This is a genomic window from Peptoniphilus sp. BV3AC2, assembly GCF_000478945.1.
GTDB lineage: Bacteria > Bacillota > Clostridia > Tissierellales > Peptoniphilaceae > Peptoniphilus_B > Peptoniphilus_B duerdenii.
Genome location: NZ_AWXD01000007.1, coordinates 1 through 15,848 on the forward strand (window position 1 = coordinate 1; position 15,848 = coordinate 15,848).

General features: G+C 33.2%; 12 protein-coding genes and 2 tRNA genes. 4 read left to right on the forward strand and 10 right to left on the reverse strand.

Annotated features, from left to right (window positions below; all coding sequences use genetic code 11):
* Positions 1-44 precede the first annotated feature (44 nt).
* The 8 genes from HMPREF1252_RS00775 to pheS all read right to left on the reverse strand — a co-directional run bounded on the left by HMPREF1252_RS00775 (position 45) and on the right by pheS (position 12,289).
* Positions 45-1,139, reverse strand: coding sequence for a M48 family metallopeptidase (locus HMPREF1252_RS00775; protein WP_023059028.1), 1,095 nt, complete (start codon positions 1,137-1,139; stop codon positions 45-47).
* The gene (locus tag HMPREF1252_RS00780) at positions 1,136-1,900 is read right to left on the reverse strand and encodes a hypothetical protein (protein ID WP_023059123.1); all 765 of its coding nucleotides are present in this window, start codon (positions 1,898-1,900) and stop codon (positions 1,136-1,138) included. The genes HMPREF1252_RS00775 and HMPREF1252_RS00780 overlap by 4 nt, the downstream gene beginning before the upstream one ends.
* Before the next feature lie 69 nt (positions 1,901-1,969).
* On the reverse strand, positions 1,970-3,679 hold the full coding sequence (gene argS / locus HMPREF1252_RS00785) for an arginine--tRNA ligase (RefSeq protein WP_023059024.1): 1,710 nt from the start codon (positions 3,677-3,679) through the stop codon (positions 1,970-1,972).
* 8 nt (positions 3,680-3,687) lie between these two features.
* A complete protein-coding gene (locus tag HMPREF1252_RS00790; protein WP_023059119.1) occupies positions 3,688-6,048 on the reverse strand; it encodes an endonuclease MutS2 in 2,361 nt (786 codons plus the stop codon).
* Positions 6,045-8,345: a U32 family peptidase gene (locus HMPREF1252_RS00795; RefSeq protein ID WP_023059033.1), complete on the reverse strand. Its 2,301-nt coding sequence runs from the start codon at positions 8,343-8,345 to the stop codon at positions 6,045-6,047. The genes HMPREF1252_RS00790 and HMPREF1252_RS00795 overlap by 4 nt, the downstream gene beginning before the upstream one ends.
* Positions 8,335-8,877, reverse strand: a complete 543-nt coding sequence (gene zapA / locus HMPREF1252_RS00800; protein WP_008902495.1) for a cell division protein ZapA — start codon at positions 8,875-8,877, stop codon at positions 8,335-8,337. The genes HMPREF1252_RS00795 and zapA overlap by 11 nt, the downstream gene beginning before the upstream one ends.
* Positions 8,874-11,258: a phenylalanine--tRNA ligase subunit beta gene (gene pheT / locus HMPREF1252_RS00805; RefSeq protein ID WP_023059071.1), complete on the reverse strand. Its 2,385-nt coding sequence runs from the start codon at positions 11,256-11,258 to the stop codon at positions 8,874-8,876. The genes zapA and pheT overlap by 4 nt, the downstream gene beginning before the upstream one ends.
* 8 nt (positions 11,259-11,266) lie before the next feature.
* Positions 11,267-12,289, reverse strand: a complete 1,023-nt coding sequence (gene pheS, locus HMPREF1252_RS00810; RefSeq protein WP_023058988.1) for a phenylalanine--tRNA ligase subunit alpha — start codon at positions 12,287-12,289, stop codon at positions 11,267-11,269.
* 71 nt (positions 12,290-12,360) lie between these two features.
* Here pheS and HMPREF1252_RS00815 point away from each other — a divergent pair, with 71 nt between their 5' ends.
* Entirely contained in the window at positions 12,361-12,867 is a 507-nt protein-coding gene (locus HMPREF1252_RS00815) for a nucleoside 2-deoxyribosyltransferase (protein ID WP_023059086.1), read from the forward strand.
* 69 nt (positions 12,868-12,936) lie between these two features.
* Here the strand turns inward: HMPREF1252_RS00815 and HMPREF1252_RS00820 are convergent.
* Both HMPREF1252_RS00820 and HMPREF1252_RS00825 read right to left on the reverse strand, forming a co-directional pair.
* Positions 12,937-13,010 (reverse strand) — tRNA-Cys (locus tag HMPREF1252_RS00820).
* A gap of 63 nt (positions 13,011-13,073) precedes the next feature.
* Entirely contained in the window at positions 13,074-14,300 is a 1,227-nt protein-coding gene (locus HMPREF1252_RS00825; protein ID WP_023059008.1) for an aminopeptidase, read from the reverse strand.
* 74 nt (positions 14,301-14,374) lie between these two features.
* Between HMPREF1252_RS00825 and deoD the strand changes: the two genes are divergently transcribed.
* The 3 genes from deoD to HMPREF1252_RS00840 all read left to right on the forward strand — a co-directional run bounded on the left by deoD (position 14,375) and on the right by HMPREF1252_RS00840 (position 15,770).
* Positions 14,375-15,082 (forward strand): purine-nucleoside phosphorylase, encoded by a 708-nt coding sequence (gene deoD, locus HMPREF1252_RS00830; protein ID WP_023058942.1) that lies wholly within the window; start codon positions 14,375-14,377, stop codon positions 15,080-15,082.
* Positions 15,069-15,647 (forward strand): ComEA family DNA-binding protein, encoded by a 579-nt coding sequence (locus HMPREF1252_RS00835; protein WP_023059057.1) that lies wholly within the window; start codon positions 15,069-15,071, stop codon positions 15,645-15,647. The genes deoD and HMPREF1252_RS00835 overlap by 14 nt, the downstream gene beginning before the upstream one ends.
* 48 nt (positions 15,648-15,695) lie before the next feature.
* Positions 15,696-15,770 (forward strand) — tRNA-Trp (locus tag HMPREF1252_RS00840).
* Positions 15,771-15,848: the final 78 nt, after the last annotated feature.

The window sequence follows — 15,848 nt, forward strand, 5'->3', positions numbered from 1 at the left end:
AGATTTTGTAAAGCAAATTTAAATTTTATTTTTTTCGGTGATATTTATAGACTTTCTATATATTTATACAGTTCTTCTGAAGGCTTAATTGCATATGCTTCTTTTAATAGTTCTCTAGCTTCTTCAAGTTTATTTAAATTGACATAGATTACTCCCAAATTATATTTTAGATTGTAACTTGTGTTATTATTTTCTATACCTTCTTCTAACATATAGGAAGCTTCTTTATATTTATTTAAATTTACTAGGCATATTGCAAGACTGTTGTAATAGTCTTCTCTATTCTTATTTAGGCTAATGGCTTTTTTATATTCTTCTATTGCAAGCTCTATTCTTCCTGTGGATTGATATACAAATCCTCTTAAGAAATTCAGATAACTCTGATCTACATAGTAAATACTCACATTTTTTAGGGCTTCTTCTGCTTTGTCAAAGTCTGAATAGTTTATATATGTTTCTGCAATTTCAACATTTGAATAGTCACTTATATCTTCTATTTCTCTTCTCAAAGTATTTTTAAGCTCTTCATCTTCTACTAAATCTCCACTTTCTAAAGACTTTTCAAAGTACATTTTGCTCTTTAGATAATTTCCGATTGCCTTGTTGATAACCCCAAGCCTGTAGTTTGAATATGGAATAATCTTCTTGTCTTCTATTTTTTCATAATTTACCAAAAGATTTTTTATTATTTCAGATTGGTCTTCTTCTTTTAAATTTTTTCTATGCTCATCTAAGTAATTTTCTAGATAGATTAGTTTGTTATATTCTATTTCATCGTCTGAAATTCCAAGTCCAACAAATGAGTTCAAATAGATGTATTTGTCCAGACTATCCTCTACTTTTAATGTGTTTGTAATTACAAATGATTTTATATCTTTAATTATGGCTTCAAGGATTTCTTTGTAATTATCCTTGTATTTAAATTCTGTATCGCATCCTAAGACATAGATAATTCCTTTGGATATTAAATCAGCTCTCACTCCGATATCATTTTTTTCTATGGCAAGCTTCTTAATATCATCGACCATTATAGGAAGTGGAACTTCTTTTAAAAATTTAAAGCCTTCTACAGTTGTGTCTTCCTTTAATTCGACAAAGCCTATATTGTTTAATCTCTTTTTTATTTCTTTTTCTATCATATTATTCCCTGAAACTTTCTTTTTCTTATCGATGACCCACGGAGCATCTTGTACATATGATATCTAAATATTGCAAAGGCTGAAAGTATTACTTCAAATATAAGTATCCTTCCAATTCTTGCTGGATCTAAACCCATGCTTAGAAAACTATTTATTGAATTTCCTATGTTTTGTAAAAGCAAATTGTCTGAAAAATAAAAGTTATTTGTTCCGACCAATATTTTTTCTAAACCAAAAATAACTATCGCCGTAGGTACTATCCAATGTATGAAGTTTTCTTTCATAAATACTAATGCTTCTTGAAATGCAGAGATTCCATTGTCTCCTTCTACATATATTCCCTCTGATACTGAAGAAAATACTACATTTATAATTATTCCTAATACTATATCCAACTTGCCAAGTGTATTTATTCCCATTAAAAGATAATCTAGTATTATTAATACGAAAAATACTGAATAAACTTGGTAAAAATATCTTCCAAAAGAGCCAGGCAAACTTTTTAAATTTATTCTTTTGTAGATTATTCCATCTTCTAACATCTGAAAATAAGATGATATGAGTAGTGCATATCCCACAGGTCTTACAAATCCAATTAGTAAGTTACCTCCTGCAAAACTTATCTTTAGACTAAGATAACTAAATACTTCTATTAATAGAAAGTAAATCGGCGTTAATATTATGAGAAAAGGACAATCTTTTATGGATTTTATGGTTTTGCTGATGCTAATTTTATATACGGATAATATATCTTCTAACATAAATCCTCCTTATTTATTTCTATAGAAAAAAGGAACTTTTAAGTCCCTTTTTATTTTTCTTATTATTTTTTACATCTTCTCAGGTGCTTCTATACCAAGTAGTCTTAGACCTTCTGATATGACATTCTTAACTGAATAGCATAGCATAAGCCTTGTATTCTTAAGTTTTTCATCTTCTACATTGATGGTTACTTGGTTGTAGTACTTGTTGAAATCTTTTGCAAGTTCTACCACGTACCTACTAATAAAGAATGGTTCATATTTTTCTTTTGCATCTTCTACAACTTCTGTAAATTTGTAGAGATTTCTCAAAATATTTATTTCCATTTCGTTATTAAGTAGTGAAGAGTCTACTTCTTTATTAATATCGAAACCACCTTTTTCAAGAAGTGAACATATTCTAGCGTGGGCATATTGAACATAAGGTCCGCTTTCCCCTTCAAATGATAAGGTCTTATCCCAATCAAATGTGTAGTCTTTTATTCTTTGATTGAATAGTTCTTGGAATTTTATAGCTCCAATTCCGACTTGTTTTGCAAGTTCTTCCTTGTTTGCTATTTTTACTCCACTGGTTTCTTCTCTTTCGTTTAAGATTTCCATTATCTTTTCGATGGCTTTGTTTAGTACGTCTATTAAATATACAACCCTTCCCTGTCTTGTGGAAAGTTTGCCATCTGCTAAGTTTATCATTCCGAATGCTACGTGGGTTACTTCGTCATACCAGTCGTATTGCATTTCTTTTAGAACCGCTTTTAATTGTTTGAAGTGTAAGTTTTGTTCTGTTGCTACTACATATATATTTTTTTCTGGATGGTATGTTTCGTGTCTGTATTCTGCTGCTGCAATATCCCTCGTTATATAAATGGTAGATCCGTCAGATTTTAGGATTAGAGCTGGTGGCAGATTATATTTTTCTAAATCTACAATTTTCGCTCCTTCAGAGTCTTTTAGTATTCCTAGTTTTTCCATTCTTTCTACTTGTTTCATCATTTTATCTGAATAGAAAGACTCTCCATTGTAGGAATCGAATTTTATTCCGAGTAAATCGTAGACGATGTTGAATTCTTTTAGTGATATTTCTCTAATCCAAGTCCATATTTTAACTGCATCTTCATCACCTTTTTCAAGGCTTGCAAAGTAATGTCTGCATTCTTCTTTTATTTCTTCGTTTTGGTCAGCTTCTGTGTTAACTCTTACATATAGTTTTAATAGTTCTGGAATCGGATTCTTTTCAATCTCTTCTATATTTCCCCAATTTTTAATTGCATAGATTAGCATTCCAAATTGAGTTCCATAATCTCCTAAGTGGTTGATTGATACGACATTGTATCCTAAGAATTTGTGAATTCTCTTTAAACTATCTCCTATGATGGTGCTTCTTATGTGTCCTATATGAAATGGCTTCGCAATATTAGGGCTTGAATATTCAACTATTACGGTCTTACCTTCTCCAAGTTTGGATTTTCCATAATTTTCTTTTTCCTTTGAAATTTCTTCAACAACGGTCTTAGCTAACGCTTCTTTATTTGTAAAGAAGTTGATATAAGCGCCCTTACTTTCTACTTTTTCAAAGTATTCTGACTTTATACTTGCTGCCATTTCTTCAGCAATCATGTTTGGATTTTTTCTAAATATTTTAGCTAGAGAAAATACCGGGAATGCATAGTCTCCCATTTCATATGATGGTGGGATTTCAATTTGCATTAGAATATCTTCTTTGGTCATGCTTTCTATTTTATCTGATAATATCTTGGCTATTTCTTCTTTGAAATCTATCATTATTTACCTCACTTAAATGTAACTACCGTTACTCCGTTTCCGCCTTCGTTGTAACTTGCGTCATCAAAAGATTTTATATATTTATTCTTTTTAAAGTCCGCTCTTAATTTTTCTCTTAGAACCATAGTTCCTTTTCCATGTATTATTCTAACAGATTTTAGCCCAGAAAGATAACTGTCATCTAAAAACTTATCTACTTCTACCTTTGCGTCATCGAAATTTCTACCTCTAACATCTATTTCTGTGGTTGCTGTTCTAGATTTATGTTTAATGATGTTCTTTGTAGATGATTTACTTGACTCTTCATCATCTATTCGGATTATGGCTTCTTTCTTAACCTTCATCTTCATCATTCCCGCTTGAACTAGCACATCTCCATTTGAATCTGGTAGTTCGAGAACTGTTCCCTTTGCATTTAGTGACGCAATCATTACAGTTTCTCCAGGTTTTATATTTTCTGCAGGATTTTTAACTGCTTCTATGAGTATTTTATCTTTTTTAGATGCTTTGTTTAGATTTTCTCTTATTAGATCTTGAGATTCTTGTAATCTTCTCGCTTGGTCTTTTGAAACTTCTGAAACTACATCCTTTATTTCTGAAAGGGCAAGTTCTGACTCTTCTTTTGCACGATTTATTATCTGTCTTGCTTCTCTTCTAGCTTTTTCAAGAATATCTTCTCGCTTTTCCTTCATGGATGAGAGCTCTTCTTCCAATCTTTTGTTCTGCTTTTCTAAATCTATTTTATATAACTCTGCTTCTGAACGATGCTTTTCAATTTCCCATCTGTCTTTTTCAATATTTTCTAGAACTTTTTCAAATTCAATGCTATCTTGGGACATTTGTTTCTTAGCATCTTCTATTATATCATCCCTAAGTCCTAACCTTTTTGAAATTAAAAATGCATTACTCTTGCCAGGTATTCCTATTATTAATCTATAGGTTGGTCTAAGTGTATCCACATCGAATTCCATGGAGGCATTTTGAACGCCTTCAGTGGTTAATGCATAGGTTTTAAGTTGATTGTAGTGAGTTGTAGAGATGCATCTTATCTTTCTTTCAAGCATAAAATCCATTATGGATCTTGCTAGAGCAGCTCCTTCTGTTGGATCTGTTCCCGCTCCAAGTTCATCGAAAAGAACTAGGCTTCTTTCATCAGCGTTTTCTAAAATATTTACAATATTTACCATGTGAGAGCTAAATGTTGAAAGGGATTGCTCAATGGATTGTTCGTCTCCAATATCAGAAAATATCTTGTCAAAGATTCCAACCTGAGATCCTTCTTCTGCAGGGATAAAAAGTCCGTACTGAGCCATCAGGTTTAGAAGTCCAACAGTTTTTAAGGTTACAGTCTTACCACCTGTGTTTGGTCCGGTTATAATAAGGGATGTGAACTCTTTACCTAAACTAATATCTATCGGCACAACTTCATTCTTTTTAAGAAGTGGATGCCTTGCCTTGTATAGTTTTAAAGATAAATCGTTATTTATTTTCGGTTTTGTAGCTTCCATCTCAAAGGCAAGCTTTGCTTTTGCAAATATAAAGTCGAGTCTAGATAAGATATCTTGATTCCCTTTTATTTGCAGCGAATAATCTGACACATATGCAGATAATTCCGCAAGTATCCTTTCGATTTCTTCTCTTTCTTCAATCTCTAGAGTCTTAAGCTCATTATTTAGATTTACAACGGCTATCGGTTCAATATATGCAGTTTGTCCCGTGGCACTCATATCGTGAACTAGACCCTTAATTTTATTTTTATTTTCTGATTTAACAGGAATTACATACCTTCCCTCACGCATGGTGACTATATTATCTTGTAAGTACTTGGAGCCGGAGTTCACTATTGAGTCGAGTTTCTCTCTAATCTGTTTGTTCTTAACAAAGATATTTCTTCTAATCTGTCTAAGTTTTGGACTTGCAGAATCAGAGATTTCCTCTTCGGATATTATACATTCACTTATTCTGTCTTCGATCTGTTTAGATGTAAATAATAGAGATGCCATGTCCTCTATTATTTCATGGCTTTTGCCCTCATCGTCTTCTTCCTCGATATATTTTTTAAGAAGTCTTGAAACCCTTAAAAAATCTGCAACATTTAATAGACTTCTCGCTCCTAGAGTTCCTCCAAGATCTAGCCTTGCTGTCGCTTCCTTTATATCGTGTATGCCAAAAAGAGGAGGAGCGCCTTTTTTATCAATTATATCTACTGCTTCATCCGTCTCTTTAAGCCTATTATTTATCTCCGTTTCTGAAATAGATATATCTGTTGAGTCTGCTACTTCTCTTCCAAGATCAGATTCACATTTTGTTTTCAGGTTTTCTAAAATTTTATCAAATTCAAGGGTTTTTATTGCTCTTAGCTCTTTCATAATATTCCTCTATTGTAATGTCCTCTCGTTGCAACTATCTCTCTATTTTTGAAAAAATCTTTTAAGTCGTTAAAATCATTTTCTCTAAAGGCGTTAAGTACCATTTCCATAGTTTCTCTATCCTCTGTTGTCTGTACTATCCTTCTTCTATCTATAAAATTTACTAAATTTTTATTGTCATATAAAAGTGGGTGAGAATTATAGATTATTGTCCTTCTATTTTCTCTTCTAAATCCAAAATCTTCTCCCATCGAATCTCGCAGGTAATGAAGTCCATTTCTTCTGCACTTTTCACAGTTTAAATTATCTTTACAATTTAATTCAATGGAAATCGGACAGTGTTCCATCACCATTACATTTAAATATCCGTAAACTATGGACTCTAAATTTCCACTTAGTTTCTTCCTAATTTCTTTTATCTGACTTAAATTTAGTTCGTTCGAAAGACTAATGCAGTCCGCCTGTTTTAAAAAGAATTCTCCCGAAAGAGAGTTGAAAATATTAAAAGAACTATCCAAAGTCAGTGGAATCTCTAAGTCTTTAAAAATTTCAAGTTGACCTAAATTGTTAAGTAGTAGTCCTTCCGGTCTATATTTTTCAATATTTTCTTTTGCTTTTTCTAATTCATCGTCAGTTAAAATTTGCGGCAATTTAATATATTTCTTTGTGTTTTTAAAAGAATATAAAGATAACTTTTCTATATCTTTAAGTGGAAGATATACAATTTCTACTCCGTCTAAATTTAGTCCATCCAAAACTTCTAAATCATTTATTTCTAGAGTCAGTCCAGTATCTGAAGTCTTTCTCTTTTCATATTTAAATTCGTAAGGAGTTTTTTCACTGTTCTTATATAAAAATAATTCTTCAAGATTCTTTATAGCGCCTCTTCTCGCTTCGTTTAAACCACTTACAGGAACAAAAGATTCTCCATCAGTGATAATTTCTATATCTTTTTCATTTCTCAAGAAAAAGTCGGTATCATTTATTTTTTCAAATGATTTTCTTATGTTTTCAATTGATATAGGCATGTTCTTAGCTTTTTCAACTAAGTTTTCAGAAGTATATCCCGCTGTTTTTCCAAGAGATTTCGCTATAACTTTTATCGGATTTCCAACATTTATGTCAATTTTAAATTCAATTGGCAGCTTGTAAATATTTTCAATCTCTTTATCTATATTTTCTTCAAGCTCTCTTGAGTAGGTCCTTCTGATGTCAGAGTTTTCTTCTACTTCAAAAGGAAGTTTGATTTTATTTTTGCCTATCTTTAAATCTTCATTAATGGTAAATCCTTTGAACTTACCATTTTTTAGATTAAATTCAATTCCATCTCCAGATTTTAGTTCTCTATCCAAGATCATGGTTCCGTTTTTAAATCGTCCTACCACCACACCTCTGTTGTCCGGTCTATCGTAGGACATAAGGCTTCTTCCAAAATCTTTAAATCCAAGTCCTTTTGTAAATTTCCTATTAAATAACTGTTCTACATTTTCTATATCCGATTTTTTAAGAGCATTATCTAGTTTTTTCCTATAAGCATGGACCACTTCATAGGCATACTCAGGCCTTTTCATACGACCTTCGATTTTAAATGAATTAACACCAGCCTTTATAAGTTCATCGATGGTATCAAAACTCATAAGATCCCTTGGTGAAAGAAAATATTTTTTATCAGAAAATACAGTCTTATCAGGATTTAAAATTTCATAAGGCTTTCTACAAGCTTGGGCGCAGGCACCTCTGTTTCCTGATCTTCCTCCGATGAGTGAGCTCATGGTGCATTGTCCAGAATAGGAGATGCAAAGTGCTCCATGGATGAAGTGTTCTATATCGACTCCAAGTTTAGAAACCTTTTTAATGGTGTCCGTGCCAACTTCACGAGCCATGACCACTCTTTCAAATCCAAGTTCTTTTACATACTTAGCTCCGTAGTAATTGTTTATAGTCATCTGCGTAGATGCGTGGACTTCTAAATCCTCATACATTTTTGACAATATAAACCCTAAAGCAGGGTCTTGAACTATTACTCCATGGCACCCTGCTTTATTTAAAAAATCTATATATTCAAAAAATTCATCTAATTCGCCATCAGAAATTAAAATATTGGTGGTTACAAATATCTTAACTCCTCTCATCCTGGCAAGTTTTACAGCTTCTACTATATCTTCATCAGAAAAATTAACCGCAGAAGCCCTAGCAGAAAATCTTCTACCTCCAAGATAGATTGCATCACAGCCTGCATTTATGGATGCGATAAGTGAATCCATCTTACCTGCAGGCGCCAGTAACTCAATCTTCATTGGTTAAGTTCTCAATTCTTCTTGAAAGTTCGATTATTTGTTTTTGGTTTTCGTAAATGGTATCGTGTAGCTTCTTCTTGCTCTTTTCTTGGTTTTCTAAATCTTCTTTTAAAAGTTTAATGTCTAATTTCTTTTGGTTTATATCAGAAATCAAGTTTTTATTTTCTTCTTTAAGAGCATTTATTTCGTCTGCTAATTCTCTATTCTTCTTAAACTCAGCTCTATACTTTTCAGTAGCTTCATTGTTTGATTTCTTAGATTCTTCAAGCTCTTCAATGACGCCCATAAGTTTCTTTTCATCTTTTGAGATATTTTGAACTTCATTTAAAATCTTTTTATTCTTTTCAGCTCTGTCTAAAACATTTAACGAAGCTAGAAGAACTGCTTGCATCTGATTTAATCTGTAGTTGTTTCTCTTTACCTCTTTTATATTTTTATCTAATTCGCCAGCTAAAGATCTGATATATTTTTCATCCTCGTTCCCAACGACGTAGAAATTCATATCATCAATAACTACTTTTATTTTTTTCATTTTCCGCTCCTAAGTTTACCATCAAATTGTTTTTCAATTTCTTCCACAACTTTTTCAGAGACTTTTTCTACTTCTTGGTCTGTTAATGTTCTGTCTTCTGCTCTAAAAGTTAAGCTAAATGCAATTGACTTCTTGTCATCATCTATTCCTTCGCCAGTGTAAACATCGAATACTTTGAAATCTTCTAGAAGTTCGCTTCCGTTTTCTCTAGCTACTTCTTCGAGTTGTCCTGCATCTATGTCTCTATCGATTACAAATGCGAAGTCTCTCTTCATTGCAGGGAATTTTGGAAGTGGTTTGTATACTCTATTGTCAGAAGCAAGTTCTACAATTTTGTCGAAGTTAAGTTCTCCAACTAGACATCTATTCTTGATGCCAAAGTTTTTAAGAACTATTGGGTTTACTTCACCAAATGATCCCAAGTAGATTTCACCAGCGTATAAATCACACGCTCTACCTGGATGTAGGTATGGCACTTCTGTTCTTATAAATTTAAGATCTTCAATTGATAGACTCCAAAGAATGTTTACTATCATATCTTTTAAATCGTAGAAATCACCATGGTTATAGCTTCCAATGCAGAGTTTCAAAACTTCTTTTGGTAAGCTTCCTTCTTGTTTAATAAATGTGTTTCCAAATTCAAAACCGCTGCATACTTCGTTTGATCTTGAATAGTTTTTGTAGAGAATTTCAAGCATATTGGAGATTAATGTGGTTCTCATAACCGAGTATTCTTCTCCAAGTGGATTTAAAATCTTGATAAAGTCTAGTAGGTCTGATCCTTCTTCCAAGTTTAACTTGTCAAATACAGATGGACTTATAAAACTGTATGACATAAATTCGCTATATCCATATGCTTTTAAAATTTCTTTTACTTTGATTTCAAGATTTCTAAATCTAGGTCTGTCACCTTTTGTAAGTCCGCCGAAAAGTGGTTTTGGTTCTATATTTTCAAATCCATAAAGCCTTGCAACTTCTTCAAATAAGTCAGCTTCGATTTCAAGGTCTCCTCTATATGGAGGTACTTTGGCAACTAGACCACCTTCTACAGTCTTAGTTTCAATCATAAGTCTATTTAAAATATTTTCAATCTCTTCTATTGTGAATTCATGACCGATTAGAGAGTTTGCCTTTTCAAGTCTAAGTTTAATTTCTTTTTCCTTCGGTTCTTCTTTAAGGGTATCGTAGTTTCCTCCGACGATATTTGCAGCGCCGATTTCTTCTGCAAGGGCAGCCACTCTATTCACTGCGATCTTAGGAAGTGTTATGTCTACACCTTTTTCAAATCTTGCAGATGCTTCTGTTCTAAGTCCAAGTCTCTTTGAGGTAAGTCTTATGGATCTCTTTTCGAAACTTGCGCCTTCAAGTAGAACCCTCTTAGTATCCTTAGTAACTTCGGAGTCGAATCCTCCCATTACTCCAGCTACTCCTAGAACTCTAGATCTATCTGTAATTACAATATCTTCAGCAGTTAGAGATCTTTCTTCTTCGTCAAGAGTCTTTATAATTTCGCCGTCTTTTGCATCTCTAACGATGATATTTCCATCTAGTTTGTCTAAATCATATGCGTGAAGCGGTTGACCGTATTCAAGCATTACAAAATTTGTAAGGTCTACAATATTGTTTACAGGTCTAACTCCTGCAAGCATCAAGTAGTTCTTTATCCATTGTGGTGAATCTTCGATTTTTACATCCGTTAAAACCTTGGTGTAGAATCTACTACATTTTTTAGTTTCAACTACGGTTTCGCCGATAAAATCTGTTATATTTTCAGTTTCATTTTTAAATTCAATCTTTGGTTCAATAAGTGGTAGATCAAATGTAGCAGCAGTCTCTCTGCTCATTCCAATAATTGAAAGACAGTCTGGTCTATTTGGAGTTATTTCAATATCTAAGACTTCATCATTTAAATCTAGGATATCTTTTACATCTGCGCCGATCTTAGTATCAGAAGAGAAGATATAGATTCCGTCCCTAGCTTCTTTTGGAATAACTGATTGAGCATATCCTAGTTCTTCAAGAGAACAAAGCATACCGTTTGATTCTACTCCTCTAAGCTCTCCCTTCTTAATATGAACGTCATTTGCAAGAGTTGAGCCATCGAGAGCAACTGGCACTACTGCACCTTCAAATACGTTTGGAGCTCCAGTTACTATTTGTAGAGTTTCGTTTCCTACATCAATTTTACAAACTACAAGTTTATCCGCATCTGGATGTTTTGTAATTTCAACTATCTTTCCCACTACCACCTTTTCTATATCTTCTGCGAAGTTATTTATAGATTCAACGTGGGATCCTGTAGATGAAAGTTTGTTTGCTATTTCTATCGGTTTTTTATTTATATTTACATAATTTTTTAGCCATTTAATTGGTAGTAACATAGTTCCTCCTAAAATTGTTTTAAAAATTTGATGTCGTTGTCAAACATCAGTCTAATATCTTTTATTCCGTACTTAACCATGGCAATTCTGTCGATACCCATACCAAAGGCAAATCCTTGGTACTCTTCTGGATCGATTCCACAGTTTCTAAGCACGTTTGGATGAACCATACCACAACCTAGAAGTTCCATACTCCATCCAGTTCCGCCACATACTTCGCAGCCGTCGCCATGACAGTTTGTACAAGTTACATCCACTTCAAGGCTAGGTTCTGTAAATGGAAAATAGTGTGGTCTAAATCTAGTCTTAATATCATCTCCAAATAATTCCTTTACGAATAGGTTAAGGGTGTGAGTTAAGTTTGCTATGGAGATATTCTTGTCAACGATAAGCCCTTCCATTTGATGGAACATCGGACTATGGGTTGCATCTACTTCATCTGGTCTAAAAACTCTACCGGTACAAACCATTCTTATCGGTGCTCCATGTTCTTTCATAGCACGAATTTGTACAGGAGATGTTTGAGTTCTAAGTAATTTTTCTGCATCTAGATAGAATGTATCTGACATATCTCTAGATGGATGGTCTGCTGGAGAATTCAAAAGGTCGAAGTTATTTTCTACTGTTTCTACTTCAGGACCGTCATAAACTGTAAAGCCCATTCTAATAAATAGTGATTCTAGTTCTTCAAGAGTTTGAATAAGTGGATGAGAATGACCTACATCTCTAGTTTCTTTTTTTAGAGTTATGTCGATTCTCTCTTCTACTAATCTTTTTTGTAATTCAAAGTTTTCTAAATCAGTCTTCTTCTTTTCTAATTCACTTTCTATAGCTTCTCTAACTTCGTTGGCTATAGCACCCATAACAGGTCTTTCTTCTTTGGAAAGCTTGCCCATTTCTCTTAAAACTAGGGTTAGTTCTCCTTTTTTTCCTAAGTATGTTACTCTAATTTTATCCAACTCTTTTAGATCATTCGATAAATTAATTTCTTCTAATGCTTGTTTTTTTATATTTAAAAGCTTATCTTTCATGACTTCCTCCAATTTTTCTGTTAAAATTAATTATAGCAAATTACCAATTTCTTTTCAATTAGGAGGGATTTATGAAAGGATATTTAGCAAGCCATTTTTTCAATGAAGGTATGTTTCTATGGACAGAAAATCTCGCAAAGATTATTAGAGATGAAACTGGACTAGATTTATATGTTCCACAAGAAAATGGAGAGATAAATGATAAGAAAAATAATGACGATATAATAACAGACATTAAAATTTCTCAAGCCGACACTGCCAAACTTAAAGAATCAAATATTCTTATAGCTTGTCTCGATGGCCTTACCATTGACGATGGAGTTGCTGCAGAGATTATGGCACATGGAGTTATGAGAGAATTTGAAATGGAACAAGGAATAGATTTTCCAAGACTAATAATAGGAATCATAACGGACATGAGATATCTTGGTACCGGTGAAAATAAATTATACAGAAATCTTATGGTTGTTGGAAAAGTTAAAGAACACGGTCATCTACTGGTAGGTTATCCAAAGGATCCAACATATTTAAAAGAGCTTGTAAAAATAATAAATGATTTTATAAAAGAAAATAATTGATGAGAAGCCTCATATGAGGCTTAATTTTTTTGAATTTTTAGCATAAAAAAAGACCCGATTAACGGGTCATGGAGGCGACAACCAGATTTGAACTGGTGATAAAGGTGTTGCAGACCTGTGCCTTACCACTTGGCTATGTCGCCATAACATAAGTTATTTTAACATAGATTTTAAAATCTGACAAGCCTCTCATTTAATTATTTATCTTAAATTACAAAATCTCCATCTTTAAAGATTTGCATTTCTGTTCCGTCTTCTTTTATTCCAACGATGCTTGTAGTAGCGTCTCCCACCATAAAGTCAACGTGGATAAGTGAATCATTTACTCCAGCTTCAAGAAGTTCTTCTTCGCTCATATCTTCATTTCCTTCTAGGCAAGTTGGATAAGCTGCCCCTAGTGCAAAGTGGCAGGAAGCATTTTCATCAAATAGAGTTTCATAGAACAAAATATTGGTCATGGAAATTGGTGAATGGTATGGAACTAGTGCAACTTCACCAAGTCTTCTTGCTCCTTCGTCCATATCAAGCATATCTTTTAAGATTTCATAACCTTCTTCAGCTCCGAAGTCTACAACTTTTCCTTCTTCAAATTTAAACCAGAAATTGTCGATTATATTTCCATTATAGCTAAGAGGTTTTGTAGCATAGACTATTCCGTCCACACCCATTCTGTGAGGAAGTGAAAATACTTCTTCTGTTGGAATATTTGCAACGAAATTTTCTCCGTCCTTGTTAATTTCATCTCCGCCAGTGAAGATATATCCATTTGGAAGTTTAACGTGAAGATCAGTTCCCTTTTCTGAAGTGTAGTGAAGCTCTTTTAATTTGGCTTCATTTAAAATTTTTGAATGTTTCTTCATGGTGGCTATATGTTCATCCCAGTTTGCAATAGGATCTCCACTTGAGATTCTAGAAACTTCAAATATCTTTTCCCAAAGTTTATCTACTGCATCTTCATCATCTGGAAATACCATATCAGCCCATTTAGGAACAGATGCACCGATTACACACCAAGAATTATTATTCGCCATTATAAGATCAGAAGTTTCTTTAAATGCTTTTGATCTTGCAATCATGCTTGCATTTAATTTTTCTGGGTCAACTCCCTTTAATGAGTTTGGATCGTTTGATATTACTGATAGGAATTTATATTTATTGCCAACCATGTACTTTTGTTTGTCGATTAAGTATTGTGGAATTTCCTTTAGACATTCGATAGGAGTTCTTTCATAACCAATTCTTCCTATTTCGTCATCGTTCCATTCAACATTTACTTTATGTGCTCCAAAATCATATGCTGCTTCAACTAGCATCTTAGCAAATTCTCTAGCAGCTATGGAAATTTTGATTACAACACTGTCTCCTTCAACAACGTTTAAACCTTTTTTCATAACTACTTCTGCGTATTTTTTTAAATTTTCCGTGTTTTTCATATTTCACCTCATAAATATTATAACATCTTGTAAAATATATTTCACTGTCTTACAATGTAGCTAGGAGGTAGATTATGACACCACATATTAGAGCAAAAGAAAATGAATTTGCAAAGACGGTCCTCATGCCTGGCGACCCTCTTCGTGCAAAATATATCGCAGAAAACTTTTTAGATAATGTTGTCCTTGTAAATGATGTTAGAAATATGCTTGGCTACACTGGAGAATATAAAGGCAAAAAGATTTCTGTAATGGGTTCTGGAATGGGAATGCCATCCATTGGTATCTATTCTTATGAGCTTATAAAATTCTACGGAGTTAAAAATATTGTAAGGGTTGGATCCTGCGGAGCAATAAATGAAGATTTAAATCTCTATGATATCATCCTTGCAAATGGAGCTTCCACCAATTCTAATTTTCAATCAACTTATAAACTAAATGGAATTCATAGCGCAACCGCATCCTTTGAACTTCTTCTTTCCGCATATAAATCCTGCGAAAAGTTAGGAGTTAAACCTCATGTAGGAAATGTACTATCTTCAGATATTTTCTACCATGATGATCCAAACGATTGGAAGAATTGGCAAAAGATGGGAGTTCTTGCAATAGAAATGGAAGCTCATGCACTTTATTTAAATTGCAACCGTCTTGGCGCAAATGGACTTACCATTCTAACAGTTTCAGATAGCTTAGTTACTGGCGAAGAAACTACCGCTACCGAGAGAGAAAGATCCTTCAACCAAATGATTGAAGTTGCACTTAATATGGATGAAGCTTACTAAGTTTGAAATTATAATTATTATTCTTATCCTTGGGCTAGGAGCACTATTCCTAACCAAGGATAATCTTTCATTGGATAATGTTCCTAAGATAGAAAGTTTAAGAAAGAATAAGGATTATAAAGATAAAAATGATAAAAATGAAAATGAAAACGAAAGTGACTTTGATGAAGGCGAAATCGAAGTCCATATAGATGGCAGAGTAAAAAATCCTGGCGTCTATAAAATAAAAAAAGGAACTAGACTAAAGGATTTGATTGATGAAGCTGGCGGTCTCTTGGACGATGCGAAGACTTCAAACCTAAATCTTGCTAGAAAGTTAAAAGACGAAGAGAAGATTACGATTAAATCCTATCTCGATAAGGATGAGGAAGATTCTAAAATAAATATCAACACCGCTTCAAAAGATATGCTCACCTCCATCCCGGGAGTTGGAAGTAAAATGGCGGACAAAATAATTAAATATAGACAGGAACACCCATTTAATACAATTGAAGATCTCTTAAATATAACAGGCATCGGCAAGAAAAAATTTGAAGAAATTAAACTTTATATAACTACAGATTAAGTCTTGATATTTATTCCAATATTTGTTAATATATAATTTGTCAGTTATAGGGGTATAGTTCAGTGGTAGAACACTGGTCTCCAAAACCAGGTGCCGTGGGTTCAAATCCTGCTACCCCTGCCAAGCCACCATTGGGTGGCTTTTTTTTTATGTCCATTTTTTATCTAGCTAATTTTTCAGTTTTACATATATAAAACTTAC

Excerpts from the sequence above, each read along its gene's own strand:
- HMPREF1252_RS00775 (WP_023059028.1), bottom strand. The coding sequence starts at position 1,139 with ATGATAGAAAAAGAAATAAAAAAGAGATTAAACAATATAGGCTTTGTC.
- HMPREF1252_RS00780 (WP_023059123.1), bottom strand. The coding sequence starts at position 1,900 with ATGTTAGAAGATATATTATCCGTATATAAAATTAGCATCAGCAAAACC.
- argS (WP_023059024.1), bottom strand. The coding sequence starts at position 3,679 with ATGATAGATTTCAAAGAAGAAATAGCCAAGATATTATCAGATAAAATA.
- HMPREF1252_RS00790 (WP_023059119.1), bottom strand. The coding sequence starts at position 6,048 with ATGAAAGAGCTAAGAGCAATAAAAACCCTTGAATTTGATAAAATTTTA.
- HMPREF1252_RS00795 (WP_023059033.1), bottom strand. The coding sequence starts at position 8,345 with ATGAAGATTGAGTTACTGGCGCCTGCAGGTAAGATGGATTCACTTATC.
- zapA (WP_008902495.1), bottom strand. The coding sequence starts at position 8,877 with ATGAAAAAAATAAAAGTAGTTATTGATGATATGAATTTCTACGTCGTT.
- pheT (WP_023059071.1), bottom strand. The coding sequence starts at position 11,258 with ATGTTACTACCAATTAAATGGCTAAAAAATTATGTAAATATAAATAAA.
- pheS (WP_023058988.1), bottom strand. The coding sequence starts at position 12,289 with ATGAAAGATAAGCTTTTAAATATAAAAAAACAAGCATTAGAAGAAATT.
- HMPREF1252_RS00815 (WP_023059086.1), top strand. The coding sequence starts at position 12,361 with ATGAAAGGATATTTAGCAAGCCATTTTTTCAATGAAGGTATGTTTCTA.
- HMPREF1252_RS00825 (WP_023059008.1), bottom strand. The coding sequence starts at position 14,300 with ATGAAAAACACGGAAAATTTAAAAAAATACGCAGAAGTAGTTATGAAA.
- deoD (WP_023058942.1), top strand. The coding sequence starts at position 14,375 with ATGACACCACATATTAGAGCAAAAGAAAATGAATTTGCAAAGACGGTC.
- HMPREF1252_RS00835 (WP_023059057.1), top strand. The coding sequence starts at position 15,069 with ATGAAGCTTACTAAGTTTGAAATTATAATTATTATTCTTATCCTTGGG.